The sequence below is a fragment of the Micromonospora sp. NPDC005553 genome, from assembly GCF_042871765.1.
GTDB lineage: Bacteria > Actinomycetota > Actinomycetes > Mycobacteriales > Micromonosporaceae > Micromonospora.
The window spans coordinates 309,334-335,233 of the sequence record NZ_JBIAJD010000003.1 but is presented as its reverse complement, the minus strand read 5'-3'; the positions used below and the strand labels follow the sequence as shown (position 1 = coordinate 335,233).

Here is a 25,900-nt window from a genome sequence, read left to right as displayed (position 1 = left end):
GGCAGGATGGGCGGATGCGCGCGTCCCGACTGATCTCGTTGCTGTTGCTGTTGCAGTCGCGCGGGTCGATGACAGCGGGCGAGCTGGCACGGGAGCTGGAGATCTCCGAGCGGACCGTCTATCGGGACGTTCTGGCGCTCTCCGCGGCGGGCGTGCCGGTCTACGCCGACCGGGGGCGGGCCGGCGGCTACCGCCTGCTCGGGGGGTACCGCACCCGGCTGACCGGGCTGACCCGGGACGAGGCGGAGGCGCTCTTCCTCGCCGGGCTGCCCGGACCGGCCGGCGAGATGGGGCTCGCCGACGCCGTCGCGTCCGCCGAGCTGAAGGTGCTCGCCGCGCTGCCACCCGCCCTGCGCGACGCGCCGGCCCGGGCCGGGCAGCGGTTCCACCTGGACGTACCGGGCTGGTTCCGGCAGAGCACGCCACCGCCCTGGCTGCCCGAGCTGGCCCGGGCGGTCTGGGGCGACACCGTGGTGGAGCTGCGCTACCGACGCGGCGACCAGGAGGTGACCCGCCAGGTCCAGCCGTACGGCCTGGTGCTCAAGAGTGGGGTCTGGTATCTGGTCGGCCGCGTCGGCGACGATGTGCGCACCTACCGGGTGGACCGGGTCACCGGGGTCGAGGTGGGCGAGGAGAGCTTCGACCGCGACGAGGGCTTCGACCTGGCCGGGCACTGGCGCGAGCAGGCCGGGTCGTTCCTGCGGACCATGCTGCGGGCCGAGGTCGCCGTCCGGCTGAGCCCCGCCGGCCTGCGCCAGCTCCGGCACCTGGTCGATGCCCCCAACGTGTACGACGAACTGGTCGCCACCGCCGACGAGCCCGACGGGCAGGGGTGGGTCGTAACCCGGCTGCCGGTCGAGTCCGTCCAGGTGGCGTACCACCAACTGCTGGGGCTCGGCCCCGAGGTCGAGGTCATCGACCCACCCGAGCTGCGGCGGTTGTTCGCGGAGAGCGCCGAGCGGCTCGCCGCGCTCTACCGGTAGCCGGTCACGTCCGCCGGCTTGCCCGCGTCGACCACCTCGGTGATGTAGCGGAAACCCTCAGGTTGGCTGCCGTCGAGGTCGGTGAAGCCGTACACCTTGGACAGGCTGCCGGCGTCGACGGACCTGCCGTTCCAGCGGGCCTTCTCCTCGTCAGCGGCGAGCGCGGCCACCGCCCGGCCGACGAAGGCCGGGGTCTCCGAGATGAGGAAGTTCGGGTCGGTGGCGGCCCCGTCGCGCCAGTTCTCCTCGGTCACGCCGAAGTGCTCCAGCATCGCCTCGGAACGGATCCAGCCGGGGGTCAGTGCCACGGCCGTGCAGCCGTGCGGCTTCAGTTCGTGCGCCTGACTGAAGGCGAGCCGGTTGACCGAGACCTTCGCCAGGTCGTAGAAGACCGACAGCCGGTAGTTCTCGTCGTTGTACGCCTTGGTGCCGTCGCCCATCTCCACCACCAGGCCACCGGGCTTGCGGATCAGCAGCGGCAGGGCGAAGTGGCTGGTGATGATGTGCGTGTCGACGGCCAGTCGCAGGGTACGGAAGCCGGCGTCGAGCGGTTGCTCCCAGACCGGCTTGTCCCAGGTGACCAGTGGGTCGCCGCCCCAGATGTCGTTCACCAGCACGTCGAGTTGGCCGTGCTCGGCGTCGATCCGGGCGACCAGGTCGCGGACCTGATCGGGCACCAGGTGGTCGACCTGGACGGCGATGCCGGTGCCGCCGGCCGCGCTGACCAGCTCGGCGGTCTCCTCGATGGTCTCCGGTCGATCCATCTCGGAGCGGCCGGCCCGTGAGCTACGACCGGTGGCGTAGACAGTGGCCCCGGCCGCGCCGAGCTGAACGGCGATCTGCCGCCCGGCGCCACGGGTGGCACCGGCGACGAGCGCGATCTTTCCGGTTAGCGGTTGTGTCATGCCTGCGACGTTGTCAGGGATACCTGACAACCGACGTCCGAATTCGGTACTCGATCTAGTCGACCAGTCGGACCCGGACCCGGCGGTTGGCCCGGCCCTTGCTCTCCACCTTCACCACCTGGACCTTGCCGATCTGGGCGGTGGAGGCGACGTGGGTGCCGCCGTCGGCCTGCACGTCCAGCCCGACGATGTCGACGATCCGGACCTCCTGCTCATCCGGCGGGATGAGGTTGGACTGGGTACGGATGATGTCCGGCAGGGCCAGCGCCTCGGTGCGCGGCAGCACCCGGGTGGCGACCGAGCGGTCGGCGGCCACCTCGGCGTTGACCAGCTCTTCGATGCGACTCTTGAAGTCCGGGGGCACCTCGGGGAGGTTGAAGTCCATCCGAGCCTCGCCCGGTTCCATCGAGTTGCCGGTCACGAGCGCGCCGAAGTCGCGGAACACCACACCGCAGAGCACGTGCAGCCCGGAGTGGGTACGCATCAGCCGGGTGCGGCGCTCGTCCTCCACCGCGCCGACGACCTCGGTGCCGACCGGCGGCAGCGGGTCACCCTCGGCGGGAATCAGGTAGGGGTCGTCGCCCTTGCGGGTGCCGACGATCCGGGTCTGCACGCCCTGCCAGAGCAACACACCGTGGTCGGGTGGTTGGCCACCACCGCCCGGGTAGAACGCCGAACGGTCCAACACGATGCCCTGCTCGGCATCGGAGTGCAGGACGGTGCACGTCCATTCGCGCACTGTCGGGTCGGCAAGGTCGAGCCGGTGCGTCCGGCCGTGCTGTGTGACGCCCATGACAGGGCAGGTTACTCGTTAAGGAAGCCGGAGATGCGGTCCCGCAGATCGGCGCGTTCCGACCAGAGCACGCCGGGCCGGTCGTACACGTGCAGGGTGGCCTGGGGAAGCGCCACGGCGAGCCGCTCCGCGACCTCGACCGGGTGCAGGTCGTCGCCCGCGCAACCGATCACCAGCGCCGGTGCGGTGACCGCCGTCAGGTCACCGATCTGGCGCAGCGGTGTCTGGTCGGTAAGCGTGGCCAGACCGTCGGCGAGACCGTCGCGGAGCAGTTGGTCGAGCCGTTGTCGCAGGTAGGCCCAGCCGGCCGGGGTGTTACGCACCGCCGGGGGCAACTCCAGCGTGACGATGTCGGCTACCGCCGAGGCGTCGCCGCTCTCCACCGCCTCCAGCAGGTCGGTGATGCGCTCCCGGGCGGCCGGCCCGCGTGGCTCGTCGAGGACCGCCGGCAGGAAGAAGACCAGCTTGTCGAAACGCTCCGGGCTCTCCACCAGGAGTCGGCAGAGGGCACCCGCGCCGAGACTCGCGCCGAACGCCCGGCTGGCGCCGCCAAGGTCGGCGATCGCCCGCAGATCCCGGGCCAGGTCCAGATAGTCCCACGGCCCGTCCGGGGCTTCGGAACGGCCGTGACCGCGGAACTGGAAGAACACCTTGCGACCGTTCACCCCACTGCCGAACGGTCGGGTGGTGGCGATGCCGTTGCCCAACCCGTGCGCGAACACGGTGACCGGATCACCGGTGCCGGTGACCAGCCGTTCCAGCCGCACGCCGTGCGGGGTGGTGATCAGCTCGGTCTCCGGCTCCGGCAGCGCCGGCCGGCCGGTACGCGGCCCACCCGGCCCGGGACCCCAGGTGCGGGGCCCGCTGTCGGGTGGGGGCGGCCAGCGAAAACCTCTCACCAGAACCCTTTGCCGTCACCGAGTTCGCGGAGGCCGATTCGGACATCGAGCAGGTAGATCAGACCGGCGGCGATGCCGACCAGTCCGAAGAGACTGATCGGACCGAAGCCGAGCAGGGTGAGCACGAGGCAGACCGCCAGGATGGCGATCCAGCCGCCCTTGGGCAGCGTCCCGATGGCGGGGAAGGCGTCGGAGCGCTGCGTGATCGCGTGCACCAGGGCGACACCCTGAACGATCAGCGCGAAGACGAGCAGGATCAGCTGGATCACTTCACGGACGGCGAAGGCGAAGATCGGCGCGGCGTTGGCCATGCCGGCCAGTTTATGTCCACGACCCCGGCTACGTCCGACAAGGACGCCACCGGGGTCGCGGCCACGTGAACTACTCGGCTGCCGGACGGGTCCGCTTGGTGGCCCGGGGAAGCTTCGCCGACGGGGCCTCGACCGGCTTGGCGGCCTTCGGCGCGCGGGCGGCCTTCTTGACGGCGGCCGGCTTGGCCTCGGCGATCTCCGCCACGTCGGCCGGGGTCGGCGCGTCGGTGGGGGCCGCAGCGGTGGGGGTGGGGGCCGCAGCGGTGGGGGTGGCGGCAGCGGTGGGGGTGGCGGCCGGCGTCACGGCCTCGGTGGCCTCGATGTCGGCGTTGACCGTCTCGGCGGCCTCCAGCACGCCGGCACCGACGACCCGCTCGCCCCGGGCGACCAGCGCGCCGTACGCCGCGAACGCGCGCTCCTGGGCGACCTGGGCGCTCGCGACCACCAGGGCGGCGTTGCGGGTCGCGGCGGCGCGCAGCTTGTCGATGTCGGCGGCCTCGCGCAGCTTCGCCAGGTCGGCGGTCTCGTTGGCGGTGCGCAGCGTCTCGGTGGCCTTCTGCTTCAGCTCGAAGCCGGTCAGCACGGCCCGGCCGCCCAGGTCGGCGACGACCCGGGTGCTGAGGACGCCGACCACGGCCGGCAGCTTGCGCAACTGCTCGATGGCCAGCTCACCGGCGCCGGCTGCGGCGTAGATCGGGGCGGGGATGCGGTTGGTCTTCGGCTCGCTCATGACGTCTCCTCTTCGGCCGCCTCGGCGGCCTTCTTCTTCTGGGGGATGCTGGTGCTGCCCGGGGCGGGAGCGGTGCCCGCCTCGGTGACGGCGACCGACTCGAGCACGGCCTCGGTCGGGGTGCCGCCGACGGTGGTGGGGCCGGTGGCGGCCACGTTGGCCAGGTCGGCGGCCTGGCTGGCGGGCTGGTCGGCGGCCTGGCTGGCGGGCTGGTCGGCGGGCTGGTCGGCCTGCGCCGTCTCGGCTTCGGCCAGCCGGGTGTTCTCCCGGCGGAACGTCTCGTAGATCTGACTGAGCGACTGCTTCTGCGCCATCGTCAGGTCGGCGTCCACGGCGATGGCGGCGAGCACCCCGTGGCCTTCCTTGTCGTCGAGCAGACCGGCGCGCAGGTACATCGCCGGCGTGGACACCCGCAGCGCGCTCGCCAGTTGCTGGAGCACCTCGGCGCTGGGCTTGCGCAGGCCGCGCTCGATCTGGCTGAGGTACGGGTTGCTGACCCCCGCCTGCTCGGCGAGCTGCCGTAGCGAGATCTTGGCGTTGCGCCGAAGATCGCGGATGAACCCGCCGACGTCGGGAAGGTCCTTGGGTGTGGCCATGGCAGCGACGCTAACCGCCCGCGCTAGCTGTTGCAAGCAAAACGCTAACCATAGTTAGCAAGGTCTCAGGACCCCGTTTGCGCGCCGCTCAACCGATCCGTACGGTCCGTCCGTGGACAAGATCACAGTCAATGGAGCAAGCATCGCGTACGACGAGGCCGGCACCGGTTCGCCCGTCGTCCTGCTGCACGCCGGCATCGCCGACCGGCGGATGTGGCGGGGGCAGGTGTCCGCGCTCGCGACCCGGCACCGGGTGATCGTCCCGGACCTGCGCGGCTACGGAGACTCCGAGCTCCCACCGACCCCGTTCACGCACCACGACGACGTGGCCGGGCTGCTGGACGCGCTCGACCTGCCCCGGGCTGCCCTGGTCGGCTGCTCCTTCGGTGGGGCGGTCGCCATCGACACCGCGCTGGCCCACCCCGACCGGGTGAGCGCGCTCGCGCTGTTCGACACGGCGGTCTCCGGGAACGAGTGGTCCGACGAGGCGAACGACCTCTGGGACGACCTGGTCGGCGAGGTCGACCCGGACGACTTCGTCGCCGGTGCGGCCGGTGAGGTGCGGTTCTGGGTGGTCGGCCCGCGACGCCAGCCGGAGGACGTCGACCCGGAGCTGGTCGCGTTCGCGCAGGAGATGGACCAGCGTGCCCTCGCCGCGGAGCTGGCGCTCGGCGCGGTCGAGGTGGGAGAGCTGTCGCCACCGGCGATCGGTCGTCTCGGTGAGCTGAAGATCCCCGTCCTGGTCACCGCCGGCGCGGCCGACGTGCCGGACATCAGTCGGCTCGCCGACCGGATCGCCGCCGAGGTCCCCGGCGCGGTACGACTGCCCGACGTGCCGGACGCCGCCCACCTGCTGCCGCTGGAGCGCCCGGAGCCGGTCAACGCCGCACTGCTCGACTTCCTGAGCTAGAGCGCGCTCACCAGAGCGGGCGGACCGCCCCGACCGGTACCCCACCACCGAAGAGCGGCACCTCGGCGTACTCGGTCAGCACCGGAGCATCCACGCCGAGCCGGCGCAGCGCGGAGACCAGTACCGGCATCCGGGCCCGGTCGGCGCCGTCGTCGATCTTCAACGCGACGGCGCCGACGCCCGGCAGCGCCACGGCGATCACGCCCTCGGCACCGACCTTGGCCAGCGCACCCGGGACACCACGCATCAGCCGCGTGTCGTCGGCCTGGGTGCCACCCACGATCTCCGGGTACGCCCGCATCGCGTCGGCCACCGCGCGCGGCACCGAGCCGGGCTCGGCGTCGACCAGCCGGAGGTACGCCCCGGCCAGACCGGCCAGCGACACCGCGAGGACCGGCGCGCCGCAACCGTCGACCCCCACCGCCGCCGCCTGCTCGCCGGTGAACTCCTCGATGGCGGCCCGCAGCCGCTGCTGAAGCGGGTGCTCCGGCCGCCAGTAGCCCTCCCGCGACCATCCGGCGGCCTCGCAGGTCAGCAGCATCCCGCTGTGCTTGCCGGAGCAGTTCATCTGCACCCGGGTCGGGCCGCCACCGGCCCGCAGCACCGCCTCCCGGGCCGCGGCCCCCACCGGCAGGTCGGGCGGGCAGTGCAGCGCCGACCCGTCCAGCCCGGCGCGCTCCAGCAGCGCACCGACCCGGGCCAGGTGAAACTCCTCGCCGGCGTGGCTCGCCGAGACCAGCGCCACGTCGGCCGGGTCGGTCAGGGCCAGGCCGGCCCGGAGCATCCCGATCGTCTGCATCGGCTTGCTGGCCGAGCGGGGAAAGATCGGCGAGGTCACGTCCCCGGCGGACGCCACCGCGACACCGGCGGCGTCCAGCACCACCACCGAGCCGCGGTGCGCACCCTCCACGAACCCGGACCGGACCACCTCGGCGAGCGGCGCGCCACCCTCGTACGTCTTCGTCACGCGCTGGACGGTACCGACGGTCCGGGGGTGCCCGGCGGCGGGGTGACCAGGAGGTCCACCGCCCGGGTGACAGGGGCGCGGGACAGACCTGCCCTTACAGCCCGAGCAGTTCGCGAGCCTCGGTGGTGGTCAATGGCGGGCGCTGGGCGAGCTGGGCGAAACCCACCGCGCGGGCCACCAGTTGCATGTTCGACTCCACCGGACGGCCCTTCGCGTACGTCACGGTGTCCTCCATGCCGACCCGCAGGTGCCCGCCGGTCGACAGAGCGGCCAGCATCACCGGGATCGTGCTGCGACCGACGCCGGTGGCCGAGAAGGTGGTGCCCTCGGGCAGGTCCCGCAGCATCCGGTGGGCCGCGACGAGGGTCTCGGTGGTGCCCGGCATCCCGCCCGGCACGCCCATCACGAAGTCGACGTGCACGTGCCCGCCGGCCGGCAGCCCGTACTTGCCGAGCAACCGCTGCAACGCGGACAGGTGGCCGAGGTCGAAGATCTCGTACTCCGGCACGATCCCGCGTTCCTGCATCCGGGTGTGCAGGTCGACGATGAACTCCCAGCGGTTGAGGAAGACGTCGTCGCCGAAGTTGACAGTGCCCATGGTGCAGGAGGCCATGTCCGGACGGGCGTCGAGCACTGCGAGCCGGGCGGCCTCCGGGTCGGTCACCGCGCCACCGGAGGAGAGCTGCACGATCAGGTCGGTGCTCTCCCGCAGCGCCGCCACGGTGTCGGCCAGCCGCACCGGGTCGAGCGTCGGTCGGGCCTCGTCGTCGCGGATGTGGACGTGGATCACGGCGGCGCCGAGCGCCTCGCACTCCTTGGCGGTGAGCAGCAACTCGTCGAGGGTCACCGGCAGCGCCGGCACCTCCGCCTTGGCCGACTCAGCGCCGGTCGGGGCTACCGTGATCAACGTCCCTGTCGTCATGCCGGCGATCCTAGACGGCCCGCTCAGGAGGGGTCGATCGCCGCCGCGGTCTCGCCGATCAGCAACGCGGCGTCGTCCGGGACGTTCCGCTTCACCACCGCGAGCGCGACCTGGCCCAGCTCGTGGTGCAGCACGGCGGTGCCGACGAAGCCGACCGCCCGGCCATCGAGCGTCACCGGCGTACCGGCCACCGGCGGCTGATCGGTGGTCACCCCGTCCAGATGCAGCAGTACGAGGCGACGCGGCGGGCGGCCCATGTTGTGCACCCGCGCCACCGTCTCCTGCCCCCGGTAGCAACCCTTGTCCAGATGCACCGCCGGGGCGATCAGGTCGACCTCGGCCGGAATGGTCCGGTGGTCGGTGTCCACCCCGACCCGGGGTTGCCGGGCGGCCACCCGGATCGCCTCGTACGCCCACAGCCCCGCGAGCGGCACGCCGGCGCCGCGCAACTCCGCCACCACCTGGTCCATCGCCGACCGGGGCACCAGCAGGTCCACCCCGAGCGGACCACGTCGGGCCCAGCCGCCGATCGGCAGCGGTCGTACGTCGTACCGTGCGCTCGCCCGTGGTGGCACGGCGCCGTGCGGGAACTTCGGACCCGGCACCGCGACCACGTCCGGTGCGGCGAGCCCGGTCACGCCGAGCGTGCCGAGCGCCTCCATGGCCGCCGGCCCGACCAGCGACAACAGCGCGCGCTCGGCCGTCGCGTCGCGTGGCTCGACCTTGCTGAAGAACCGCATCTTCTCCAGGTAGGTCAGCAGGCCCTCGGTCGCACCGGGCTCGGTGTCGAGCCAGGCGGTCTCGCCGTCCTCGGCGACCATGGCGTGCTGCTCGACGTGGCCGTGCGGGGACAGCACCAGCAACTCGGTGCCCTCGCCCGCGGAGAGCGCGGTCAGGTGCTGCGAGGTGACAGTGTGCAGCCAGCTGGCCCGCTCTTCCCCGGGCACCGCGATGACCCCCCGGTGCGACCTGTCGACCAGACCGACAGCGGTGTCGAGGGTGCGCTGCTCGCGCAGCGGGTCGCCGTAGTGCGCGGCCACCCCCCGCACCCCGGCCGCGACGTGTGCCGGATCCGGCTGGTCACGGCTGGCCTCGTCGATGCTCTCGACTGCCACCGCGCCTGCGATGTCGATCATTTTTCGTCCCCGTTCTCGCAGCGTACGCAGACGCCGAAGAGTGACACGTGCCCGATGTCCACCCGGAACCCGCGCTGCGCGGCCAACTGGTCGGCGAGCGGGCGGAGCAGCTCCGGATCGATCTCGTCGATCGCGCCACACTCCCGGCAGACCAGGTGGACGTGTTGGTGCTCACCGGCGGCGTGATAGGTCGGTGAGCCGTGCGACAGGTGCGTGTGGGTGACCAGACCGAGCCGTTCCAGCAGCTCGAGCGTGCGGTAGATGGTGGTGATGTTGACGCCGGCGGCCACCTCCCGGACTGCGGTGTGCACCTGCTCCGGGGTGGCGTGGCCCAGATCGAGCACCGCCTGGAGGACGAGCTGCCGCTGGGCCGTCAGCCGCAGCCCACGGGCCCGCAGCATTTCCGCGAGGGAGGATTCGGACACGCTCCGATCATAGTTCGGCCACCAGGCTGTTCCCCGCACCGCGATCGATCACCGCTACGCTCGCGGTCATGGTGACGTCGTCCGTCGGCAATGTCCCGGCTGCTCCCAGCCCGCGGATCGCCGTGCTCGGGCGGGGCCTCATCGCGACCGACGAGCCCGTGCTCCGCGGCGACGACCTGGGCGTTCTGCACGGCGACGGGCTCTTCGAGTCCATGCACCTGCGCCAGGGCCGGCCGTGGTTGCGCGACGAGCACCTGGCCCGAATGACCACGGCCGCGGCGGCCGTCGACCTGGGTCTGCCCCCCGCCGACGCGCTCATCGACCTGCTCGACACGGTGCGTGCGGGCTGGCCCGCGCCGGTCGAGGGCGCGCTACGGCTGGTCTGCACCCGGGGCTCCGAGGCCGGCGGGCCGCCGACCGTCTACGCCACGCTGACCGAGGTGCCGGCGTCGTCGCGGGCGGCCCGGCAGAACGGGATCACGGTGGCCACCCTGCCGTTGGGGGTGCCCGCCGACGCGCGTACCGGGCTCGACTGGCTGCCGGCAGGGATCAAATCCACGTCGTACGCGGTCAACAGCGCCGCCCGCCGCTGGGCACAGCGGGCCGGCGTGGACGACGTGCTCTGGGTCTCCTCCGACGGGTACGCCCTGGAGGGGCCGATCGCGAACGTGGTGTGGCTCACCGAGGGCACGCTCTGCACCGTGCCGGCCGCGACCACCGGCATCCTGCCCGGCACGACAGCGGCCTGGCTGCTCGCCCACGCTCACGAGCTGGGCCTGGACGCCGCCGAACGGATGGTCACGCCAGCCGAGCTGCACGCCGCCGACGGGGTCTGGTTCAGCTCGTCCGTGCGCGGGCTCGCCGAAATCCGAGAGCTGGACGGGGTGCGCCGGAACCCTTGTCCGCGCACCCCCGCCCTGCACTCACTGCTGGGCTTCCCCGTCGGGTAACGGTCAGCCGCCGACCCGGACGAGTCGGGCGGAGAGGTGCGGGCTGAGCCCGTGCCCCATGGCGGCCATCTCCTGGGCGTAGAGCAGCGCACCCTCGACGATGCCGAAGAGCCGGTGCCCGCCGGTGACCTCCTTGGCGGTCGGAGTCCGGATCACCGCGTCGGTGGCGAACTCGAGCTGCGTGCCGGTGCGCTTGCCCAGGTGCAGCTCCATCACCCCGGTCGGGGTGGTGATCAGCGCCTCCAGCTCGTCGGTCGCCCGCCCGTCCACCAGCACCGGTCGCCACCAGCCCGCCTCGCGGCCGGCCGGACGGACCGGCTTGCTCTGCTCGTCGAGGATCCACGCACGCGACTCGTAGTGCAGGAACGGTCGGCCGTCGTGGCTGATCCGGATCTCCTGCGCGTAGTCGAAGTCCTCGATGGTGGGAAAGCCGCCCTTGCCCCGACCGCGCCACAGACCGATGTACGGCAGCAGGGCGTCCAGCGCGGGGTGCAGCTTCGGCCCGACCCGCAGGTCGTGGCTCTCCTCGAACGGGTACTCCTCGACCGGCGGCGCGTTCAGCCACGGCGGCTGCAGCGGGTTCTCGCTCATCAGCGTCACCTCACCTCTTTCGTTCGCGACTGCGGGGCTCGCAAGCCCGGCTCACTCCTCGCGCTCACCAGCGTCCTCTCGAAATGCGTACGGCAAGGTAGACCAGGCCACCGGCGAGCCCGCCCAGGCCAGCGACCAGCAGGCTGACAAACCCGATCTCGGTAACCATCCCGGCCATCCTATGCTGGGCCACATGGCCCGCAATCTCGTCGTGAAGGCCACCGCAGGGGCGGACGCCCCGGAGCGGTGCGCGCAGGCATTCACCGTCGCCGCGACGGCGGTAGCGGCCGGGGTGGACGTCTCGCTCTGGCTGACCGGTGAGTCCACCTGGTTCGCGCTGCCCGGTCGCGCCCAGCAGTTCGACCTGCCGCACTCCGCGCCCCTGGCCGAGTTGTTGCACGTCATCCTGACCAGCGGCCGGGTGACCGCCTGCACGCAGTGCGCGGCCCGTCGGGAGATCGGCCCGGACGACGTACTCCCCGGCGTCCGGATCGCCGGTGCGGCGGTCTTCGTCGAGGAGGCGTTGGCCGAGGGCGCGCAGGCGCTCGTCTACTGACCGCACGACGGCGGCCTGTCGACCCGAGCGGAGTGTCGATACCGACCCGACATCTCGGACGACTGCCTACGATTCGGATGTGACCGAGGCGGCGGAGAGGTTCTTCGAGACACTGCCGTCGCGCGCAGCCGAGGTTCTGGGCGGCCTGGCCGACGGCACCCTCCAGATCGACCTCGGCGACGGCCACCGCACCGAACACTGGCTGGTCCGGATGCGGCCCGGGTCGGTGCAGGTCACCCGGGAGCGTGGGCCGGCCGACGCGATCTGGTACAGCAGCGCCGCCCTCTTCGACCGGCTGATCAGCGGCGAGGCCCAGGGGGTCGCGGCGGTACTGCGCAACGAGAGCACGTTCAGCGGGAACGTGGTGCTCTTCCTCGCCTTCCGCCGGTTCTTTCCGAACCCGCCCGGCACCCGCGACCCCCGCGAAACGGCCCGCCGAGCAGCCGGGCGACTTCGGTGAAGGACCTCGTCAGCATCCTGGACGGCAACACCTTCCTGGTCAGCGACCGGCGTGGCGACATCGAACCGTCCTACGACTTCCCCACCGGGCTGTTCTCCTTCGACACCCGCTTCCTGTCCACGTGGGTGCTCACCCTGGACGGCGAACGGCTGCACGCCCTCTCCATCGACGATGCCGAGTCGTACCGCACCCGGTTCTTCCTCGCCCCCGGCGAACCCACGCACTATCTGGACGCCAAGGCGTCGGTGATCCGCAGCCGGGCGATAGTGGGCAGCTTCGAGGAGGAGCTGACAGTGCTGAACCACCTCGGCGCGGAGGTCGAGTGCACCCTCCGGATCGAGATCGGGGCCGATTTCGCCGACCTGTTCGAGATCAAGAACTCTCGGCAGAAGCGGGGACGGACCACGATCACGGTCGCCGAGAACGAATTGCGGCTGTCGTACCGGCGGGAGGCGTTCCACCGGGAGATGGTGGTCAGCACCACCGCGCCGGCGCAGGTCGACGACACCGGAATGACCTTCCGGATCCGGATAGCCAGCAACGACAGCTGGACCACCAGACTGCACGTGTCCAGCGTCGTCTTCGGTGCACGGGGCGAGGACATCCGGGCCACCCTGCCGTACGGCGGCAGCCGCAGCGCGGACGCGATCCGGGCCGAACAGCAGGAGCTCATCGACCGGGCGCCGAAGCTCGGCTGCGACTGCGAGCCGCTGGCCGGGGCGTACCGGCGCAGCCTCAACGACCTGGCCGCGCTGCGCTACGAGTCGATCGCCCTGGGCGTACGGCTGATCGCCGCAGGACTCCCCTGGTTCATGACCCTGTTCGGCCGGGACAGCATCATCACCTCGTTGCAGGTGCTGCCGTTCCTGCCGGAACTGGTCCCGCCGACCATCCTGATGCTGGCCGGACTACAGGGGCAGCGGGTGGACGACTTCCGGGACGAGGAACCCGGCAAGATCCTGCACGAGCTGCGGTACGGGGAGACCGCCGGCTTCGAGGAGCAGCCACACTCGCCGTACTACGGGTCGGCCGACTCGACGCCCCTGTTCATCATCCTGGTCGACGAGTACGAGCGGTGGACCGGCGACGCGGCACTCGTCCGCAAGCTGGAACCGCAGATCCGCGCGGCGCTGGAGTGGATCGACACCTACGGTGACCTGCTCGGCACCGGTTACCTCTGGTACCAGACCCGCAACCCGGAGACCGGCCTGCAGAACCAGTGCTGGAAGGACTCCTGGGACGCCATCTCGTACGCCGACGGTCAACTGCCCGATTTTCCGCGGGCCACCTGCGAGTTGCAGGGCTACGCCTACGACGCGAAGGTCCGGGCCGCCCGGCTGGCTCGGACCTTCTGGAACGACCCGGAGTTCGCCGACGAGTTGGAGCGGCAGGCCGCCGACCTGAAACGGCGGTTCGACCGCGACTTCTGGATCGCCGACCGCGAGCACTACGCGCTCGCGCTGGACGCCGACGGCCGGCAGGTGGACGCGCTGACCTCGAACATCGGGCACCTGCTGTGGAGCGGCATCGTGGACGAGTCCCGCGCCGGCAAGGTGGTCGAGCACCTGCTCGGGCCACGACTGTTCTCCGGCTGGGGGGTGCGGACGCTCGCCTCCGACGAGGGGCGGTACAACCCGATCGGCTACCACGTGGGCACCGTCTGGCCGTTCGACAACTCGATCATCGCCTGGGGCTTGTGGCGGTACGGCTTCCGGGAGGAGGCCGGGTTGCTCTGCGAGACGATGCTGGCCGCGTCCCGGTACTTCGAGGGTCGGCTGCCGGAGGCGTTCGCCGGCTACGCCCGTGACCTCACCGACTATCCGGTGGAGTACCCGACCGCCTGCAGCCCGCAGGCCTGGTCGGCAGGCACCCCGCTGCTGCTGCTGCGGGTGATGCTGGGGTTGCAGCCGCAGGGCGAGCACCTGATCATCGACCCCGCCGTGCCACCGGGCATGGGCCGCGTGGAGCTGCTGGACATCCCCGGCCGGTGGGGCAAGGTCGACGCGTTGGGCCGCAGCCGTGGCCCCGAGGACCAGCCGGACGGCCGCTGACAGGCCCGGCTCAGCTCGGGCAGCCGACGGTGGCGGCGAGTCGGGTGGCGTCCGGGCTGATCTCGGCCAGCACCGTGACCCCACCGCTGCGATACGCGTACACCGGGGGTTGGTCCAGCAGTGGGGCGTTGCCGGCCAGCGGGGCGAGGGCGACCGTCGAGGCCGCCGGGCCCTGACCGTTGACGAACCAGGCGGTACGGGCGATCCCGCCGCCCGGGCAGGGCGCGGTGGCCAACTCCGGCGCGGCGTCGCCCGGCCGGTCGAGGGCTTTCAGCGCGGCGGTCAGCGCGGCGGCCTCCGGGCCGGCAGCGGTGGCCGGAGCCGGCGTGTAGCCGGCGCCGACGGGCCGGCAACCGGTGTCGACGACCAGTCGCACCCGGCCGTCGACGGTCGGCCGACCCTCGACGGCCACGAAGTCTCCAGCGTCGGCGCGCAGCTCGGGGCCGTCCACCCCGGGCCCGACCCCGGCCCGCCAGCTTGCCGGCAGCCGCTCGGCGATGCCGGCCAGCACGGCCCGCTCGTCACCGGTGGCAGCGAGCACCCCGACCTCGCGCCGCAACCTCGCCCCGTCGGCGAACGGGGTGACCCGGCAGCCGGACGCGACCCGCGCCGGGCTCAGTTCCAGCAGTCCGGCCGCACCGGCCGCGCGAGCCAACTCGCCGACCGCCCGGTCGACCACCGGGCCAGCCTGATCGAGGGAACGCTGCTCGCGGACTGTCGGCGGGTCGTTGCGCACCGATATCCAGGTGAGCCCGGCCAGAAGCACCGCCCAGGCCACTGTCACAGCCAGCAGCCAACGCCGCCGCGACCGGGCCGGTGTCGGCGCGGCGGGGCCGGCCGAAGAGGCCCAACCCGTCTGGACAGCACCGCTCACCCGGCCATGGTGTCACGCGCCCGCTGCCGGGCCGGCAGCGGAGGCGGTCGGCCCGACGGAGCGACAGCGGGTCAGTGGTCGTTCAGCCGGGGCGGCGGGTCGAGCCGGTAGCCGACGCCCCGCACGGTGTGCACCTGCGGGCCGCCCGGTAGACCCCGCAGCCTGCGGCGAAGCCGCCTGACGGTGGATTGCAGCGCTGCGGTGTCAGCGCCACCCAACGCGGCGACGCAGAGCCGTTCGTAGCTCCACACCACCAGCGGTGGGCCGATGAGCAGAGTGAGCAACTCCCGTTCGGTGGGGGTCAGCGGGAGCACCTCGCCGCGCCAGGTGACCCGATGTCCGGCCCGGTCGACGACCAGCTCACCCCACTTCACCAGGCCCCGCGCCTCGTTGAGTGGAAGGACCGTGGGACTGACCAGCGCCGGACCCGCCGGCGACGACAACAGCTCGCGTAGCTCGGTCAGATCGGAACAGCTGAGCACCGGGGCACGCCCGTCGAGTTGGCTCAGCACCCGCTCCCGCAGCGACATGTCGGTGCCCACGCAGAGGACGATGGGGACCGCTACGTCGGACCCGCCGCTTTCATCCCTGAAATTCACCAGTAGATAGTGACGCACGCCGATGGATTTCGGCACCCGCCCCCGGCGTGCCGGCACGCCGAGGACAAACGACCGGGGCCGGCCACCCCCGGGAGGGTGACCGGCCCCGGTCGATCAGAGCAGTGGGTCAGGCGACGGTGACGGCAACCTCGTTGACGCCTCGGCCGGCAGTGACGGCGGTGTCGCCATTGCCGTGCCGGGACAACGCCCGCAGCGTCCAGGAACCCGGTGCGGCGAAGAACCGGAACTGCCCGGCGGACGAGGTGACCACCTCGGCGGTGAACTCACCTGTCGAATCGAGCAGCCGGACGTACGCGCCGGGCACCGGCTCGGCCTCGGCGGAACGGACGATGCCGGTGATCACGGTTTCCTTTTCCAGGTCCAGGCTGGCCGGCAGCGGCGCGGCCTGGTCAGGTGCGGCGCAACCCGCGGCGGTGGGAAGAGTCATGATCATGCCTCCCCGGGTTCGTCGCCGAGCGCGACCGGCACACCGACCAGCGAGCCGTACTCGGTCCAGGAGCCGTCGTAGTTCTTGACGTTGCGGTGACCCAGCAGCTCCTGGAGCACGAACCAGGTGTGCGACGAGCGCTCACCGATCCGGCAGTACGCGATGGTCTCCCTGCCGTCGTCGAGCCCCGCGTCGCCGTAGATCCTGCGCAGCTCGTCGTCGGACCGGAAGGTGCCGTCCTCGTTGGCCGCCTTGGACCACGGCACGCTGATCGCGGTGGGGATGTGGCCGGCCCGCTGCGCCTGCTCCTGCGGCAGGTGGGCGGGGGCGAGCAGGCGACCGGCGAACTCGTCGGGGCTGCGCACGTCGACCAGGTTCTTGGTGCCGATCGCCGCGACGACCTCGTCGCGGAACGCCCGGATGGAGGTGTCCGGCTCCTGCGCGACGTACTGCGTCGCCGGGCGGGACACCGCGTCGGTGACGAGCGGACGGGCGTCCAGCTCCCACTTCTTACGGCCGCCGTCGAGCAGCTTCACGTCCCGGTGGCCGTAGAGCTTGAAGTACCAGTAGGCGTACGCGGCGAACCAGTTGTTGTTGCCGCCGTACAGGACGACGACGTCGTCGTTGCTGATGCCCCGCTCGGAGAGCAGCGCCTCGAACTGCGACTTGTTGACGAAGTCCCGGCGGACCTTGTCCTGGAGGTCCGTCTTCCAGTCAATCTTGATGGCGCCGGCGATGTGGCCGGTCTCGTAGGCCGAGGTGTCCTCGTCGACCTCGACGAAGACGACGCCCGGGGCGTCGAGGTTCTTCTCGGCCCACTCGGCCGAAACGAGTGCGGTGTCGCGACTCATCGAATCACTCCCTGGTGAGGATGGATGGTGAGCCAACGCGCGGAGATCGATGGATGCAACTGTCGCACCACGCGCGGGACCCAGCGGAAGGACGGGATCACGGGTTCGTGCGACGGCGCCGCTGCCGGGCGTTCGGTGGGATGACCGGAGGGTGTGAGAACCCTGTGCCGGTGGCCGCCGTCAGGCGGCCGGAGACAGCCCCGCCGTCAGATGACGGGGCGACACAGGCAGGTGGCCACGCGGCACAGGTCGACCGCGCGCCGTTTGGTGAGGTGGGTCCCCATGGCCAGGGAGCTTACCAGTCAGTGACCGCGCTGCCACTGGGCCGACCACCATCCGGGAATCGCCGGGATCGCCGGGGATTCCCGCGTCCCACCGCGCCTCCGGTGTCAGCCAGCGGAGTTGATCGGGACGTTCTTCGCGTCGACGGTGACCGCCAGCCCCTCCGGCAGCGGACGGACCTCGCGGACCGCGAGCTGGAATGGCAGCTCCGGCAGGGGCACGTCGATGGAGATGCTCTTGGCGTAGTTGCTCAGGAAGGCTCGGGCCAGCGGCAGGTTCGGCAGACCTGCGGCGTCCAGGTCGTTGAACCGCAGGGCGACAGCGCCGTTGTCGGCGACAGTGACGTCGGCGGTGCCGCTGATGGTGAGCTTCTGACCGAGGATGTCGGCCGGGGCCGTGACGGTGAGCTTGCCGTTCTGCTCGCCGAGGGTGAGACCCGGGCGCTTCAGCAGCGCGGCCAGACTCTCGTAGCTGATCGTGCCGGCGCCGTTGACGTTGTCCGCCACGATGTCACCCTGGCCGGTGCGCAGGGTGTCCAGCGAGGCCCGCACCTTGCGGGCGGTCACGTCGAGCACCGGGAGCCGAACGGCTTCGCCCTCGACCGGGGCCTGCACGTCCCGCAGGTTGATGGTGATCCGCTGGTAACGACCATCAAGCACCTGGGTGAGGAACGGAGTCCCGCCCACCTCCACCTCAGGAGCGGCGGACTGCGCGCCCTGCTTGGTGATCTCCTGACGGACACGGTCGGCGATCATCCGCTCGGCGACCCCGACCGCGACCCGGTCGGCGACCACCAGCAACCCCGCCAGCAGCAGGAGCAGCACGAACAGCCCGATGAGCAGCTTGCGGCCACGCCGTCGGGGTCGCGCCTGGTCCACCGGATAGTCCTGCGCCACGCCGCCTCCTGTCTCCGCCCGTCGCGCCGCGACGGGTCGTTCATACCGACGCCGCAGGGCGGCGCACCCGTAGGTACCCGACCGGCCCAGCGCTCAACCGCGACTCAGAGGAAGAGCATGCACATGGCGTACGCGGCGGGCGCCGCCAGGGCGAAGCCGCCGAGCGGGCCCTGCATGTGCCGGGCCACCCACATCGTGGGCGGTTCGCCGGCCATCAACCGGCCCGCCTCCGCGTACCCCACGGCGAGATCGGAGAGGACGGCGGTGACCGCCGCGACCAGGCCGATCACGGCGGCCCGGGTCGGCGTGAAGGGAGCCACCAGGTAGCTGCCGAGGAGGGCGCTGGTCAGCGTGCCGACCATCGCGCCGGCCACCACGCCGGCGGCGCCCCGGGGCACCTGCGGTGCGAGCCGGGGCCAGGGCAGGACGGCGTCGGTGAGCCGGGCGACGGTGAGCGCGACACCGCTCGCGGTCAGGCAGACGGTGATCGCCTGGGTGCCGGCCGGGATCCGGCTGAGCACGATCAGGGTGCCGAAGGCCACCACCCCGACCACGATGAGCAGTGTGGAACCGAGGGAGTCGGTGACGCGGACCCGGTCGACGCGACGAACCAGTTGACCGAGCACCGCGGCGAGGAACCCACCGGCGGCCAGGTAGCCCAGCGGCGCCAGCCCGGCGACGTCGGTCCGCACCGCCGCGATGTCGACCAGCGCCGCGACAACGGCGCTGATCCCGGCGACCACCAACAGCGCGGGCGGACGCATCGCCATCGTCCAGGCGAGCACGAAGAGCAGTTGGACGCCGAAGATGATGAAGGCGAACGGCAGCCGGTGACCGGGACCCGACGTCTGCGCGCCGAGCACCAGCCCGACGCCGAGCAGGGCGGCGAAGCCGGCGATGGTCAGCGCCAGTTGACGGTGCACCGCGACCGGGGGAATGACCTCCTCTTCCGGCTCGTCGATCTCGTCTTCGGATCGGCGGGCCGGCTCGCCGGAGCGGCGGGCACGGCGCGGCCCACCCCGTTCGCGACGGTCGCCATCGGTGGTGGCCGGACCGGTACGCGGCGCGGGCGGTTGGCCGCGCGTCGCTGCGGCGGCCGGACCCGGTTGGGGCCCGGCGGGCCACGATTCGCGGCCGGCCTCGGGCGAGGTGGAGGGAAACACGACCCGATCGTGCCAGACCGACGGCCCGACGCGGTGGTCAAGGGTTTCAGCGACGTTAAAAACCGGGCCACGATCAGGGGCAAGCTAGACAAACGGGAAATGGCCTGACGGCGCGGCCGAGGCGATCGGTTAGGCTCAACGCGTTACCCGCCCGTCAGCGACGCCGGGACCACGCAATTTCTCAGCGCACTCCTTGATGAGTGCGACTGGTCGCGTGCGGCCTCGCGCCGCCGGGACGGAGGTGATCGTGGAGATCCTGCTGCTGGTGACCGCGCGCGCAGGTGAACCGTCGGCTGTGCTGCCGGCGCTAGACCTGCTACCGCACTCGGTCCGCACCGCGCCGCGTGACGTTCGCACACTGGTCGCGGGCCCCAGCCCCGACGCGGTGATGGTGGATGCCCGATCGGAGTTGAGCGAGGCCCGGGCGACCTGCCGGATGTTGCACGCCACCGGGCTCGGCGTGCCGTTGGTCGCGGTGGTGACCGAGGCCGGCCTGATCGCACTCAACGCCGACTGGGGCGTGGACGACGTCATCCTCGCCTCGGCCGGCCCCGCCGAGGTCGAGGCACGGCTGCGGTTGGCTGTGGGCCGGCTCAGCAACGCGACCGCTGGCGCGGGTGGCTCGATCCGGGCCGGCGAGTTGACCATCGACCCGGACACCTACGCGGCCAAGCTCAAGGGCCGCCCGCTCGACCTCACCTACAAGGAGTTCGAGCTGCTCAAGTTTCTTGCCCAGCACCCGGGCCGGGTGTTCACCCGGGACCAGCTCCTGCGCGAGGTCTGGGGCTACGACTACTTCGGCGGCACCCGCACGGTGGACGTGCACGTCCGGCGACTGCGCGCCAAGCTCGGCTCGGAGTACGAGTCGATGATCGGCACCGTTCGCCAGGTCGGCTACAAGTTCGTCGTGCCCCCGTCGCGGTCGCTTGCCGAGGCGGAGCACGCGCCCCTGCCGGTCTGATCCGGAGACGACTCCGGGCGATTTCCCATATGCCCTTTTTGCGCGACTTGGCAGCTCTATTCTGACTGCCGGGTTTGTCGGAGAAAGGGGCGACGGTGCGCGCACTGACCACGGGGGCGACGGGCCGGCGTGACCGGCAAACCAGGCGGAAGCCGTGACGCGGGGCAGCACCACCGCCCGGGCCGCGGGGATCGTGACGCTGGTGGTGGCGGGGCTGCTCGGCTCCGCGTACATGCTGGGCCGCAGCCTCGTCCCCGACCAGACGCCGCGGCATTCCACCGGTGTCACCACGAGCGCCGACGGACCGCACTACGCCGACCAACCCAGCGTCGGCGAGCCGGGCGGAGCCCCGAGCGCCAGCGCCAGCGCGAGCGCGGTTCAGACCGGCCCGGCCGAGACGGGCCAGGACGGGTCCGGACGGGTGGCCGGAGGCGACAACCTGTTCGGCGCGCACGCCACCACCGGCACCCCGCGGCTCGCGCTGACCTTCGACGACGGGCCGGACCCGCGCTACACGCCGCAGGTCCTCGCCCTCCTGCGCGAATACGACGTGCGCGCCACGTTCTGCGTCGTCGGCGAGAACGCGCAGAGCCACCCCGACCTGATCCAGTCGATCGTGGACGACGGGCACACCCTGTGCAACCACTCCTGGCACCACGACGTCGGCCTGGGCACCCGGTCGGCCGACGCGATCCGCTCCGACCTTCTGCGCACCAACGCGGCGATCCGGGCGGCGGTGCCGAACGCGCCGATCGTCTGGTACCGCCAGCCGGGCGGAGCCTGGACGTACCCGGTGGTGTCGGTGGCGCGGCAGCTCGGCATGACCCCGCTGCACTGGTCGGTGGATCCGTCGGACTGGGAGCTACCCGGCGCCACCAAGATCACCGCGACGGTGCTGAGCCAGGCCGCGCCGGGCTCGGTGGTGCTGCTGCACGACGCCGGTGGGGACCGACAGGGCACGATGGACGCGCTGCGCCGCATCCTGCCCGACCTGACCGCCCGGTTCGAGCTGGAGGCACTCCCCACCGACCCGACGTGAGCCGGGGCTTTACGGCGACGCTCCGGGCGTCACGACACGCAACGGATACGGTGGCGGGATGAGCAGCGCGGAGCCGACCAGCGACCAGGTGACCCGGAGCGACCAGCTGGCGCAGGCGGAGATCGCCGACGTCCTCGCCCTCGCCGGCGCCGCAGGTGACACGGACGGAGCCGACCCGCTCGACGAACACGTCCTGCTGCGGCTGCGCGACCCCGACGCCCCCGCCGTGCATCTCATCGCCCGCGCCGACGACGGCACCCTCACCGGGTACGCGCACCTGGACACCACCGACCCGGTCGGTGGAATCGGGGTGGAGCTGGTCGTGCACCCCGCGTACCGGCGGCGGGGCACCGGGCGGGCGCTCGCCCGGGGCGTACTCGCCTCGGCCACCGGGCCGCTGCGGGCGTGGGCGCACGGCGACCACCCCTCGGCCGCCGCGCTCGCCGTCGACCTCGGCTTCGCCCGCGCCCGGGTGCTCTGGCAGCTGCGCCGGCCCCTGGCCGCCCCGCTGGGTGAGCCGCGCCTGCCCGACGGGGTGGCGCTGCGCGCGTTCCGGCCCGGGGCGGACGACGCGGCCTGGTTGGCCCTCAACGCACGGGCCTTCGCCGAGCACCCCGAACAGGGCCGGTGGACGTCGGACGACCTACGGGTCCGCCTCGCCGAGCCGTGGTTCGATCCGGCAGGCTTCCTGCTCGCCGAAGAGACCGCGACCGGCCGACTGCTCGGTTTCCACTGGACCAAGGTGCACGAGCGGCCGGGGTCGGCCCGGATCGGCGAGGTGTACGTCCTGGGGGTGGAGCCGACCGCGCACGGTGGCGGGCTGGGCCGGGCCCTGACCACCGCCGGGTTGGCACACCTGCGGGACAAGCGTGGCCTCGACCGGGTGATGCTCTTCGTGGACGACTCGAACACCGGAGCCGTCGCGCTCTACGAGCGGCTGGGCTTCGCCCGCTGGTCCGCGCACATCAACTACCACCTGGGCTGACCGTCGGCCGCCGCTCCGACCGCGTCACCGATGGGTAACGGGCGAGCGTCGGCGGGATAACGCCGAACCGGAAATATACCCATACTTCCGACAGGTGTATCCCGGTTCACTTAACGGACAACTCACCCTCAGCAAGCGGTCACCTCAGGGGCCGCACGTGTTCACCCTGCGTTCACTTGCGACCGGCGAACCGGCTACCTGGCACTTCTAACTTTCGTGTCAGCCGGTCAGTGCCGGTCCTCGGGCCCCGGGATCGGGGCGCCAAGTCAGACGCGAAGGGAAACCCCTCAGGTGAAGCTCCAGCGGTACGGCACTATTGCCTGCCTCGCTCTTGCCGCGACGCTCGGCCTCAGTGCATGCGGCTCGGACAACAACGAGCCCGCCTCCGGCGCGAGCGCCTCGGGCTCGGCCGCCGCGGTCGACTGCGCTACCGGCACGCTGAACGCCCAGGGCTCGTCGGCGCAGAAGAACGCCATGGCCGAGTGGATCAAGGCGTACCAGCAGAAGTGCCAGGGCACCACGATCAACTACGAGGCTTCCGGCTCGGGTGCCGGCATCCAGGCGTTCATCGCCGGGACCGCCGACTTCGCCGGCTCCGACTCCGCGCTCAAGCCGGAGGAGCAGCCGCAGGCGGACGCCAAGTGCGTCGGTGGCAAGGCCATCCACCTGCCGATGGTGATCGGCCCCGTGGCCGTCGCCTACAACGTCAGCGGCGTGGACAACCTCCAGCTCAAGCCGGCCACCCTGGCGAAGATCTTCGCTGGCAAGGTCACCAAGTGGGACGACGCCACGATCAAGGCCGACAACCCGGAAGCCAAGCTCCCGGCGACCACGATCCAGACCGTCCACCGTTCGGACGAGTCGGGCACCACCGACAACTTCACCAAGTACCTCTCGAAGACCGCTGAGAGCGACTGGACCCTGGGCAACGCCAAGGCGTGGAAGGCCCCGGGCGGCACCGGCGCCAAGGGCTCGGACGGCGTGGCCAGCCGGGTCAAGGGCGCCGACGGCTCCATCGGCTACATGGAGTGGTCGTTCGCCGAGAACGCCGGTCTGAAGATGTCGAAGATCGGCAACGGCAACGGCGAGTTCGCCGCGCTGACCGCCGAGGCGGCCGGCAAGACCATCGCGGGCGCTGCCATCGAGGGTCAGGGCGACGACCTCAAGCTGAAGATCGACTACAACACCAAGGAGGCCGGGGCGTACCCGATCGTCCTGGCCACGTACGAGATCGTCTGCAGCAAGGGCCTCGCGGCCGACAAGCTGAAGCTGGTCAAGGGCCTGCTGGGCCACGCCGCCAGCGCCGAGGGCCAGGCCTCTCTCACCGAGCTGGGCTACGCCCCGCTGCCGGAGACGGTCCGCACCAAGGTCGAGACCGCGGTCAAGAACCTCTCCTGACCCGATTCCACACCTCCGCAACCGAATCGAGCGAGCAGATGGGTGAAACCCCTCACCGCTCGGCCGACGCCGGCACCGGCGGGACGCGCGTGACCCAGAGTCACGAGTGGCCCGCCGGTGCCTCGGCGCGTGTGGCCGAGGCACCAGTCAGCACCCGTTCCCCGGGCGGCACCGGGCTGGGCGGCGGCGGCGCGCTGCCGCGCAGCCGCAAGTTCGGCGCCGAGCGGGCCTTCCGCGGCCTCACCCTGGCCGCCGGCACCGCCGTTCTGGTCATCATCGCCGCCATCGCGATCTTCCTGGTCGCCAAGGCGGTGCCGGCCCTACGCGCCAACACCGAGAACTTCTGGTCCTACGAGGGCTGGTCCCCCAACGACACCGAGCCGAAGTTCGGCATCGGTGCGCTGGCCTTCGGCACCGTGCTCAGCTCGGCGCTCGCCCTGCTCATCGCGGTGCCGGTGGCGCTCGGCATCGCGCTCTACCTCTCGCACTACGCGCCGCGCCGGTTGGGCACCGCGCTCGGCTTCCTTGTCGACCTGCTGGCCGCCGTACCGAGCGTGGTCTTCGGCCTCTGGGGGCGGGACGTGTTCAGCAGCCCCGTCCGGGACTTCTCGGTCTGGCTGAACCAGCACTTCGGCTGGATCCCGCTCTTCGGTGGCGACGGCCCCTTCGGGGCGTCCGTCATGCTCGGCGCCCTGGTGCTCGCGATCATGGTGCTGCCGATCATCACCTCGCTCTCCCGCGAGGTGTTCCTCCAGACGCCGACGGCGAACGAAGAGGCCGCCCTCGCCCTGGGCGCCACCCGCTGGGAGATGCTCCGCACCGCGGTGCTCCCCTACGGCCGTCCCGGCATCATCGCCGCGATGATGCTCGGCCTCGGTCGTGCGCTCGGCGAGACCATCGCCCTGGCGCTGACCCTCGGCATCACCTTCGGCATCTCGTTCAACCTGATCCAGAACGGCGGCAACACCATCGCCGCCAACATCGCCAACGCGTTCGGCGAGGCGAACGAGACCGGCCGGGGCGCGCTCATCGCCTCCGGTCTGGTGCTGTTCACCATCACGCTGATCGTCAACATCACGGCGCGGGCGATCATCTACCGCCGCCGGGAGTTCACGGAGTCGGCCGCATGACCACAACCGCCACCTCCCACCGCACCCGGCCGCCGGCCCAGCCCGACTCGCTGCGGGCAAAGCGACTTCCCTGGTACGCCGCCCCGGCCATCGCCGTGGCAGCCCTGGCGCTCTCCGCCGTGGTCGTCTACGGCACCGGCATCGGCGGCCCGGTCCTCGTGGTCGTCCTTGGCGCGATCCTCTACCTGGTCGGCCTCTTCGCCGCCGCCAACGCGGTCGAAGGACGCCGATCGGCCCGCAACCGCACCTGGAGCGCACTGATCCACTCCGCCTTCGTGCTGGCGGTGCTGCCGCTCGTGTCGGTGGTCTGGACGCTGGTCAGCAAGGGTGCCGACCGACTGGACGTCAACTTCTTCCAGACCTCGATGAACAACATCGGGGCCCGGGACGCCAACGGCGGCGCGTACCACGCGATCGTCGGCACGCTGGAGCAGGTCGGTATCGCCACCCTGATCACCGTCCCGCTCGGCGTTCTCTGCGCGATCTACATCGTCGAGTACGGGCGGGGCAAGTTCGCCTTCGCGATCCGGTTCTTCGTGGACGTGATGACCGGCATCCCGTCGATCGTCTCCGGCCTCTTCGTGCTGGCGTTCTGGGTGCTCATCGTGTCGCCGTGGTTCAACGACGGTCGGCCCAGCTTCTCCGGCTTCGCCGCCGCGCTCGCGCTGAGCGTGCTCATGCTGCCCACCATCGTCCGGTCCACCGAGGAGATGCTCCGCCTCGTACCGGCGCCACTGCGCGAGGGCGCGTACGCGCTCGGCGTACCCAAGTGGAAGACGATCCTGCGGGTGGTCCTGCCGACGGCGCTGCCCGGCATCGTCACCGGCGTCATGCTCGCCATCGCCCGCGCGGCCGGCGAGACCGCCCCGGTGCTGCTGGTCGCCGGTGGTGGCGCCGCGATCAACACCAACCCCTTCGAGAACAACCAGTCGTCGCTGTCCCTCTTCGTCTACCAGCAGGCCGGCGACGCGTCGAAGTACGCCCCGGCACGGGCGTGGACCGCGGCACTCACCCTGGTCGCCCTCGTGCTCATCCTGACGATCGCGGCGAAGCTGCTGGCCCGTCGCAACAGGCTCAGCCGATGAACCC

The 25,900-nt window shown here is 71.7% G+C and carries 31 protein-coding genes; 12 read left to right on the top strand and 19 right to left on the bottom strand.

Features of this window, described 5'->3' with window-relative positions; all coding sequences use genetic code 11:
* The first annotated feature begins 14 nt into the window (after positions 1–14).
* On the top strand, positions 15–983 hold the full coding sequence (locus ACFYPG_RS14045; RefSeq protein WP_355005799.1) for a YafY family protein: 969 nt from the start codon (positions 15–17) through the stop codon (positions 981–983).
* Here ACFYPG_RS14045 and ACFYPG_RS14040 read toward each other — a convergent pair.
* The 6 genes from ACFYPG_RS14040 to ACFYPG_RS14015 all read right to left on the bottom strand — a co-directional run bounded on the left by ACFYPG_RS14040 (position 974) and on the right by ACFYPG_RS14015 (position 5,217).
* Positions 974–1,888 (bottom strand): SDR family oxidoreductase, encoded by a 915-nt coding sequence (locus ACFYPG_RS14040; RefSeq protein ID WP_355005800.1) that lies wholly within the window; start codon positions 1,886–1,888, stop codon positions 974–976. The genes ACFYPG_RS14045 and ACFYPG_RS14040 overlap by 10 nt on opposite strands.
* A 55-nt stretch (positions 1,889–1,943) precedes the next feature.
* Positions 1,944–2,681, bottom strand: coding sequence for an alanyl-tRNA editing protein (locus ACFYPG_RS14035; RefSeq protein WP_355005801.1), 738 nt, complete (start codon positions 2,679–2,681; stop codon positions 1,944–1,946).
* 11 nt (positions 2,682–2,692) lie between these two features.
* A complete protein-coding gene (locus ACFYPG_RS14030) occupies positions 2,693–3,580 on the bottom strand; it encodes an alpha/beta hydrolase (protein ID WP_355005802.1) in 888 nt (295 codons plus the stop codon).
* Positions 3,577–3,891, bottom strand: coding sequence for a DUF2516 family protein (locus ACFYPG_RS14025; protein WP_334507220.1), 315 nt, complete (start codon positions 3,889–3,891; stop codon positions 3,577–3,579). Before ACFYPG_RS14025 ends, ACFYPG_RS14030 begins: the two co-directional genes overlap by 4 nt.
* A gap of 70 nt (positions 3,892–3,961) precedes the next feature.
* Positions 3,962–4,621 carry a hypothetical protein gene (locus ACFYPG_RS14020; RefSeq protein WP_387352159.1) on the bottom strand — a complete coding sequence of 220 codons (660 nt, stop codon included), beginning with the start codon at positions 4,619–4,621 and terminating at the stop codon, positions 3,962–3,964.
* Positions 4,618–5,217, bottom strand: coding sequence for a helix-turn-helix domain-containing protein (locus ACFYPG_RS14015; RefSeq protein ID WP_387352157.1), 600 nt, complete (start codon positions 5,215–5,217; stop codon positions 4,618–4,620). The genes ACFYPG_RS14020 and ACFYPG_RS14015 overlap by 4 nt, the downstream gene beginning before the upstream one ends.
* Positions 5,218–5,329: 112 nt before the next feature.
* Between ACFYPG_RS14015 and ACFYPG_RS14010 the strand changes: the two genes are divergently transcribed.
* Positions 5,330–6,127 (top strand): alpha/beta hydrolase, encoded by a 798-nt coding sequence (locus ACFYPG_RS14010; RefSeq protein WP_355005805.1) that lies wholly within the window; start codon positions 5,330–5,332, stop codon positions 6,125–6,127.
* Positions 6,128–6,134: 7 nt separating this feature from the next.
* On the opposite strand, the gene ACFYPG_RS14005 is transcribed toward ACFYPG_RS14010, so the two are convergent.
* From ACFYPG_RS14005 to ACFYPG_RS13990, 4 genes are all read right to left on the bottom strand, one after another.
* Positions 6,135–7,094, bottom strand: coding sequence for an asparaginase (locus tag ACFYPG_RS14005; protein WP_387352155.1), 960 nt, complete (start codon positions 7,092–7,094; stop codon positions 6,135–6,137).
* A gap of 94 nt (positions 7,095–7,188) precedes the next feature.
* The gene (locus ACFYPG_RS14000) at positions 7,189–8,016 is read right to left on the bottom strand and encodes a 3-keto-5-aminohexanoate cleavage protein (protein ID WP_357229734.1); all 828 of its coding nucleotides are present in this window, start codon (positions 8,014–8,016) and stop codon (positions 7,189–7,191) included.
* A 23-nt stretch (positions 8,017–8,039) separates the two neighbouring features.
* Complete coding sequence (locus tag ACFYPG_RS13995) at positions 8,040–9,152, bottom strand: folate-binding protein (RefSeq protein WP_355005808.1); 1,113 nt, start codon at positions 9,150–9,152, stop codon at positions 8,040–8,042.
* Positions 9,149–9,577 carry a Fur family transcriptional regulator gene (locus ACFYPG_RS13990; RefSeq protein WP_091402843.1) on the bottom strand — a complete coding sequence of 143 codons (429 nt, stop codon included), beginning with the start codon at positions 9,575–9,577 and terminating at the stop codon, positions 9,149–9,151. The genes ACFYPG_RS13995 and ACFYPG_RS13990 overlap by 4 nt, the downstream gene beginning before the upstream one ends.
* A gap of 68 nt (positions 9,578–9,645) precedes the next feature.
* Here ACFYPG_RS13990 and ACFYPG_RS13985 point away from each other — a divergent pair, with 68 nt between their 5' ends.
* Complete coding sequence (locus ACFYPG_RS13985; RefSeq protein WP_387352152.1) at positions 9,646–10,527, top strand: aminotransferase class IV; 882 nt, start codon at positions 9,646–9,648, stop codon at positions 10,525–10,527.
* Between the two features lie 3 nt (positions 10,528–10,530).
* Here ACFYPG_RS13985 and ACFYPG_RS13980 read toward each other — a convergent pair whose 3' ends face one another.
* Together ACFYPG_RS13980 and mtfM are read right to left on the bottom strand one after the other, a co-directional pair.
* Positions 10,531–11,121: an FABP family protein gene (locus tag ACFYPG_RS13980; protein ID WP_387352698.1), complete on the bottom strand. Its 591-nt coding sequence runs from the start codon at positions 11,119–11,121 to the stop codon at positions 10,531–10,533.
* A gap of 61 nt (positions 11,122–11,182) precedes the next feature.
* A complete protein-coding gene (mtfM, locus tag ACFYPG_RS13975; protein ID WP_030327764.1) occupies positions 11,183–11,287 on the bottom strand; it encodes a small membrane protein MtfM in 105 nt (34 codons plus the stop codon).
* A 12-nt stretch (positions 11,288–11,299) separates the two neighbouring features.
* Here mtfM and ACFYPG_RS13970 point away from each other — a divergent pair, with 12 nt between their 5' ends.
* The 3 genes from ACFYPG_RS13970 (at position 11,300) to ACFYPG_RS13960 (ending at position 14,185) form a co-directional block, all read left to right on the top strand.
* Entirely contained in the window at positions 11,300–11,674 is a 375-nt protein-coding gene (locus ACFYPG_RS13970) for a DsrE family protein (protein WP_124820325.1), read from the top strand.
* Positions 11,675–11,753: 79 nt separating this feature from the next.
* Positions 11,754–12,134: an SCP2 sterol-binding domain-containing protein gene (locus ACFYPG_RS13965; RefSeq protein WP_355005810.1), complete on the top strand. Its 381-nt coding sequence runs from the start codon at positions 11,754–11,756 to the stop codon at positions 12,132–12,134.
* Entirely contained in the window at positions 12,131–14,185 is a 2,055-nt protein-coding gene (locus ACFYPG_RS13960) for a glycogen debranching N-terminal domain-containing protein (RefSeq protein ID WP_355005811.1), read from the top strand. The genes ACFYPG_RS13965 and ACFYPG_RS13960 overlap by 4 nt, the downstream gene beginning before the upstream one ends.
* 10 nt (positions 14,186–14,195) lie before the next feature.
* Here ACFYPG_RS13960 and ACFYPG_RS13955 read toward each other — a convergent pair whose 3' ends face one another.
* The 7 genes from ACFYPG_RS13955 to ACFYPG_RS13925 all read right to left on the bottom strand — a co-directional run bounded on the left by ACFYPG_RS13955 (position 14,196) and on the right by ACFYPG_RS13925 (position 19,298).
* Positions 14,196–15,059: a hypothetical protein gene (locus ACFYPG_RS13955; protein WP_387352149.1), complete on the bottom strand. Its 864-nt coding sequence runs from the start codon at positions 15,057–15,059 to the stop codon at positions 14,196–14,198.
* 71 nt (positions 15,060–15,130) lie between these two features.
* Positions 15,131–15,589 (bottom strand): winged helix-turn-helix domain-containing protein, encoded by a 459-nt coding sequence (locus tag ACFYPG_RS13950; RefSeq protein WP_355006081.1) that lies wholly within the window; start codon positions 15,587–15,589, stop codon positions 15,131–15,133.
* A gap of 196 nt (positions 15,590–15,785) precedes the next feature.
* On the bottom strand, positions 15,786–16,106 hold the full coding sequence (locus tag ACFYPG_RS13945) for a DUF1416 domain-containing protein (RefSeq protein ID WP_355005813.1): 321 nt from the start codon (positions 16,104–16,106) through the stop codon (positions 15,786–15,788).
* Positions 16,107–16,108: 2 nt separating this feature from the next.
* Complete coding sequence (locus ACFYPG_RS13940; RefSeq protein ID WP_387352147.1) at positions 16,109–16,957, bottom strand: sulfurtransferase; 849 nt, start codon at positions 16,955–16,957, stop codon at positions 16,109–16,111.
* A 206-nt stretch (positions 16,958–17,163) separates the two neighbouring features.
* Positions 17,164–17,241 carry an Ms5788A family Cys-rich leader peptide gene (locus ACFYPG_RS13935; protein ID WP_310503780.1) on the bottom strand — a complete coding sequence of 26 codons (78 nt, stop codon included), beginning with the start codon at positions 17,239–17,241 and terminating at the stop codon, positions 17,164–17,166.
* A gap of 105 nt (positions 17,242–17,346) precedes the next feature.
* Positions 17,347–18,135, bottom strand: a complete 789-nt coding sequence (locus tag ACFYPG_RS13930) for a DUF2993 domain-containing protein (RefSeq protein ID WP_387352146.1) — start codon at positions 18,133–18,135, stop codon at positions 17,347–17,349.
* Positions 18,136–18,239: 104 nt separating this feature from the next.
* The gene (locus ACFYPG_RS13925; RefSeq protein WP_387352144.1) at positions 18,240–19,298 is read right to left on the bottom strand and encodes a hypothetical protein; all 1,059 of its coding nucleotides are present in this window, start codon (positions 19,296–19,298) and stop codon (positions 18,240–18,242) included.
* A 241-nt stretch (positions 19,299–19,539) separates the two neighbouring features.
* On the opposite strand from ACFYPG_RS13925, the gene ACFYPG_RS13920 reads away from it, so the two are divergent.
* From ACFYPG_RS13920 to pstA, 6 genes are all read left to right on the top strand, one after another.
* Positions 19,540–20,259: a response regulator transcription factor gene (locus ACFYPG_RS13920; RefSeq protein ID WP_184188346.1), complete on the top strand. Its 720-nt coding sequence runs from the start codon at positions 19,540–19,542 to the stop codon at positions 20,257–20,259.
* Positions 20,260–20,491: 232 nt separating this feature from the next.
* Positions 20,492–21,298, top strand: a complete 807-nt coding sequence (locus ACFYPG_RS13915) for a polysaccharide deacetylase family protein (RefSeq protein WP_355006082.1) — start codon at positions 20,492–20,494, stop codon at positions 21,296–21,298.
* A 58-nt stretch (positions 21,299–21,356) separates the two neighbouring features.
* Entirely contained in the window at positions 21,357–22,283 is a 927-nt protein-coding gene (mshD, locus tag ACFYPG_RS13910; RefSeq protein WP_355005817.1) for a mycothiol synthase, read from the top strand.
* Positions 22,284–22,574: 291 nt separating this feature from the next.
* Positions 22,575–23,681, top strand: a complete 1,107-nt coding sequence (gene pstS, locus ACFYPG_RS13905; protein WP_355005818.1) for a phosphate ABC transporter substrate-binding protein PstS — start codon at positions 22,575–22,577, stop codon at positions 23,679–23,681.
* 38 nt (positions 23,682–23,719) lie between these two features.
* Positions 23,720–24,811, top strand: coding sequence for a phosphate ABC transporter permease subunit PstC (pstC, locus tag ACFYPG_RS13900; protein WP_355005819.1), 1,092 nt, complete (start codon positions 23,720–23,722; stop codon positions 24,809–24,811).
* A complete protein-coding gene (gene pstA / locus ACFYPG_RS13895) occupies positions 24,808–25,896 on the top strand; it encodes a phosphate ABC transporter permease PstA (protein WP_355005820.1) in 1,089 nt (362 codons plus the stop codon). Before pstC ends, pstA begins: the two co-directional genes overlap by 4 nt.
* Positions 25,897–25,900 lie beyond the last annotated feature (4 nt).

What these genes read in the sequence shown, in the direction of transcription:
- ACFYPG_RS14040 (WP_355005800.1), bottom strand. Translation starts at nt 1,888, where the DNA reads ATGACACAACCGCTAACCGGAAAGATCGCGCTCGTCGCCGGTGCCACC.
- ACFYPG_RS13945 (WP_355005813.1), bottom strand. Translation starts at nt 16,106, where the DNA reads ATGACTCTTCCCACCGCCGCGGGTTGCGCCGCACCTGACCAGGCCGCG.
- ACFYPG_RS14025 (WP_334507220.1), bottom strand. Translation starts at nt 3,891, where the DNA reads ATGGCCAACGCCGCGCCGATCTTCGCCTTCGCCGTCCGTGAAGTGATC.
- ACFYPG_RS13915 (WP_355006082.1), top strand. Translation starts at nt 20,492, where the DNA reads ATGCTGGGCCGCAGCCTCGTCCCCGACCAGACGCCGCGGCATTCCACC.
- ACFYPG_RS13950 (WP_355006081.1), bottom strand. Translation starts at nt 15,589, where the DNA reads ATGTCGCTGCGGGAGCGGGTGCTGAGCCAACTCGACGGGCGTGCCCCG.
- ACFYPG_RS13940 (WP_387352147.1), bottom strand. Translation starts at nt 16,957, where the DNA reads ATGAGTCGCGACACCGCACTCGTTTCGGCCGAGTGGGCCGAGAAGAAC.
- ACFYPG_RS14000 (WP_357229734.1), bottom strand. Translation starts at nt 8,016, where the DNA reads ATGACGACAGGGACGTTGATCACGGTAGCCCCGACCGGCGCTGAGTCG.
- ACFYPG_RS14015 (WP_387352157.1), bottom strand. Translation starts at nt 5,217, where the DNA reads ATGGCCACACCCAAGGACCTTCCCGACGTCGGCGGGTTCATCCGCGAT.
- ACFYPG_RS14035 (WP_355005801.1), bottom strand. Translation starts at nt 2,681, where the DNA reads ATGGGCGTCACACAGCACGGCCGGACGCACCGGCTCGACCTTGCCGAC.
- ACFYPG_RS14020 (WP_387352159.1), bottom strand. Translation starts at nt 4,621, where the DNA reads ATGAGCGAGCCGAAGACCAACCGCATCCCCGCCCCGATCTACGCCGCA.
- ACFYPG_RS14045 (WP_355005799.1), top strand. Translation starts at nt 15, where the DNA reads ATGCGCGCGTCCCGACTGATCTCGTTGCTGTTGCTGTTGCAGTCGCGC.
- pstC (WP_355005819.1), top strand. Translation starts at nt 23,720, where the DNA reads ATGGGTGAAACCCCTCACCGCTCGGCCGACGCCGGCACCGGCGGGACG.
- ACFYPG_RS13995 (WP_355005808.1), bottom strand. Translation starts at nt 9,152, where the DNA reads ATGATCGACATCGCAGGCGCGGTGGCAGTCGAGAGCATCGACGAGGCC.
- pstA (WP_355005820.1), top strand. Translation starts at nt 24,808, where the DNA reads ATGACCACAACCGCCACCTCCCACCGCACCCGGCCGCCGGCCCAGCCC.
- ACFYPG_RS13985 (WP_387352152.1), top strand. Translation starts at nt 9,646, where the DNA reads ATGGTGACGTCGTCCGTCGGCAATGTCCCGGCTGCTCCCAGCCCGCGG.
- ACFYPG_RS13970 (WP_124820325.1), top strand. Translation starts at nt 11,300, where the DNA reads ATGCTGGGCCACATGGCCCGCAATCTCGTCGTGAAGGCCACCGCAGGG.
- mshD (WP_355005817.1), top strand. Translation starts at nt 21,357, where the DNA reads ATGAGCAGCGCGGAGCCGACCAGCGACCAGGTGACCCGGAGCGACCAG.
- ACFYPG_RS13935 (WP_310503780.1), bottom strand. Translation starts at nt 17,241, where the DNA reads ATGGGGACCCACCTCACCAAACGGCGCGCGGTCGACCTGTGCCGCGTG.
- mtfM (WP_030327764.1), bottom strand. Translation starts at nt 11,287, where the DNA reads ATGGTTACCGAGATCGGGTTTGTCAGCCTGCTGGTCGCTGGCCTGGGC.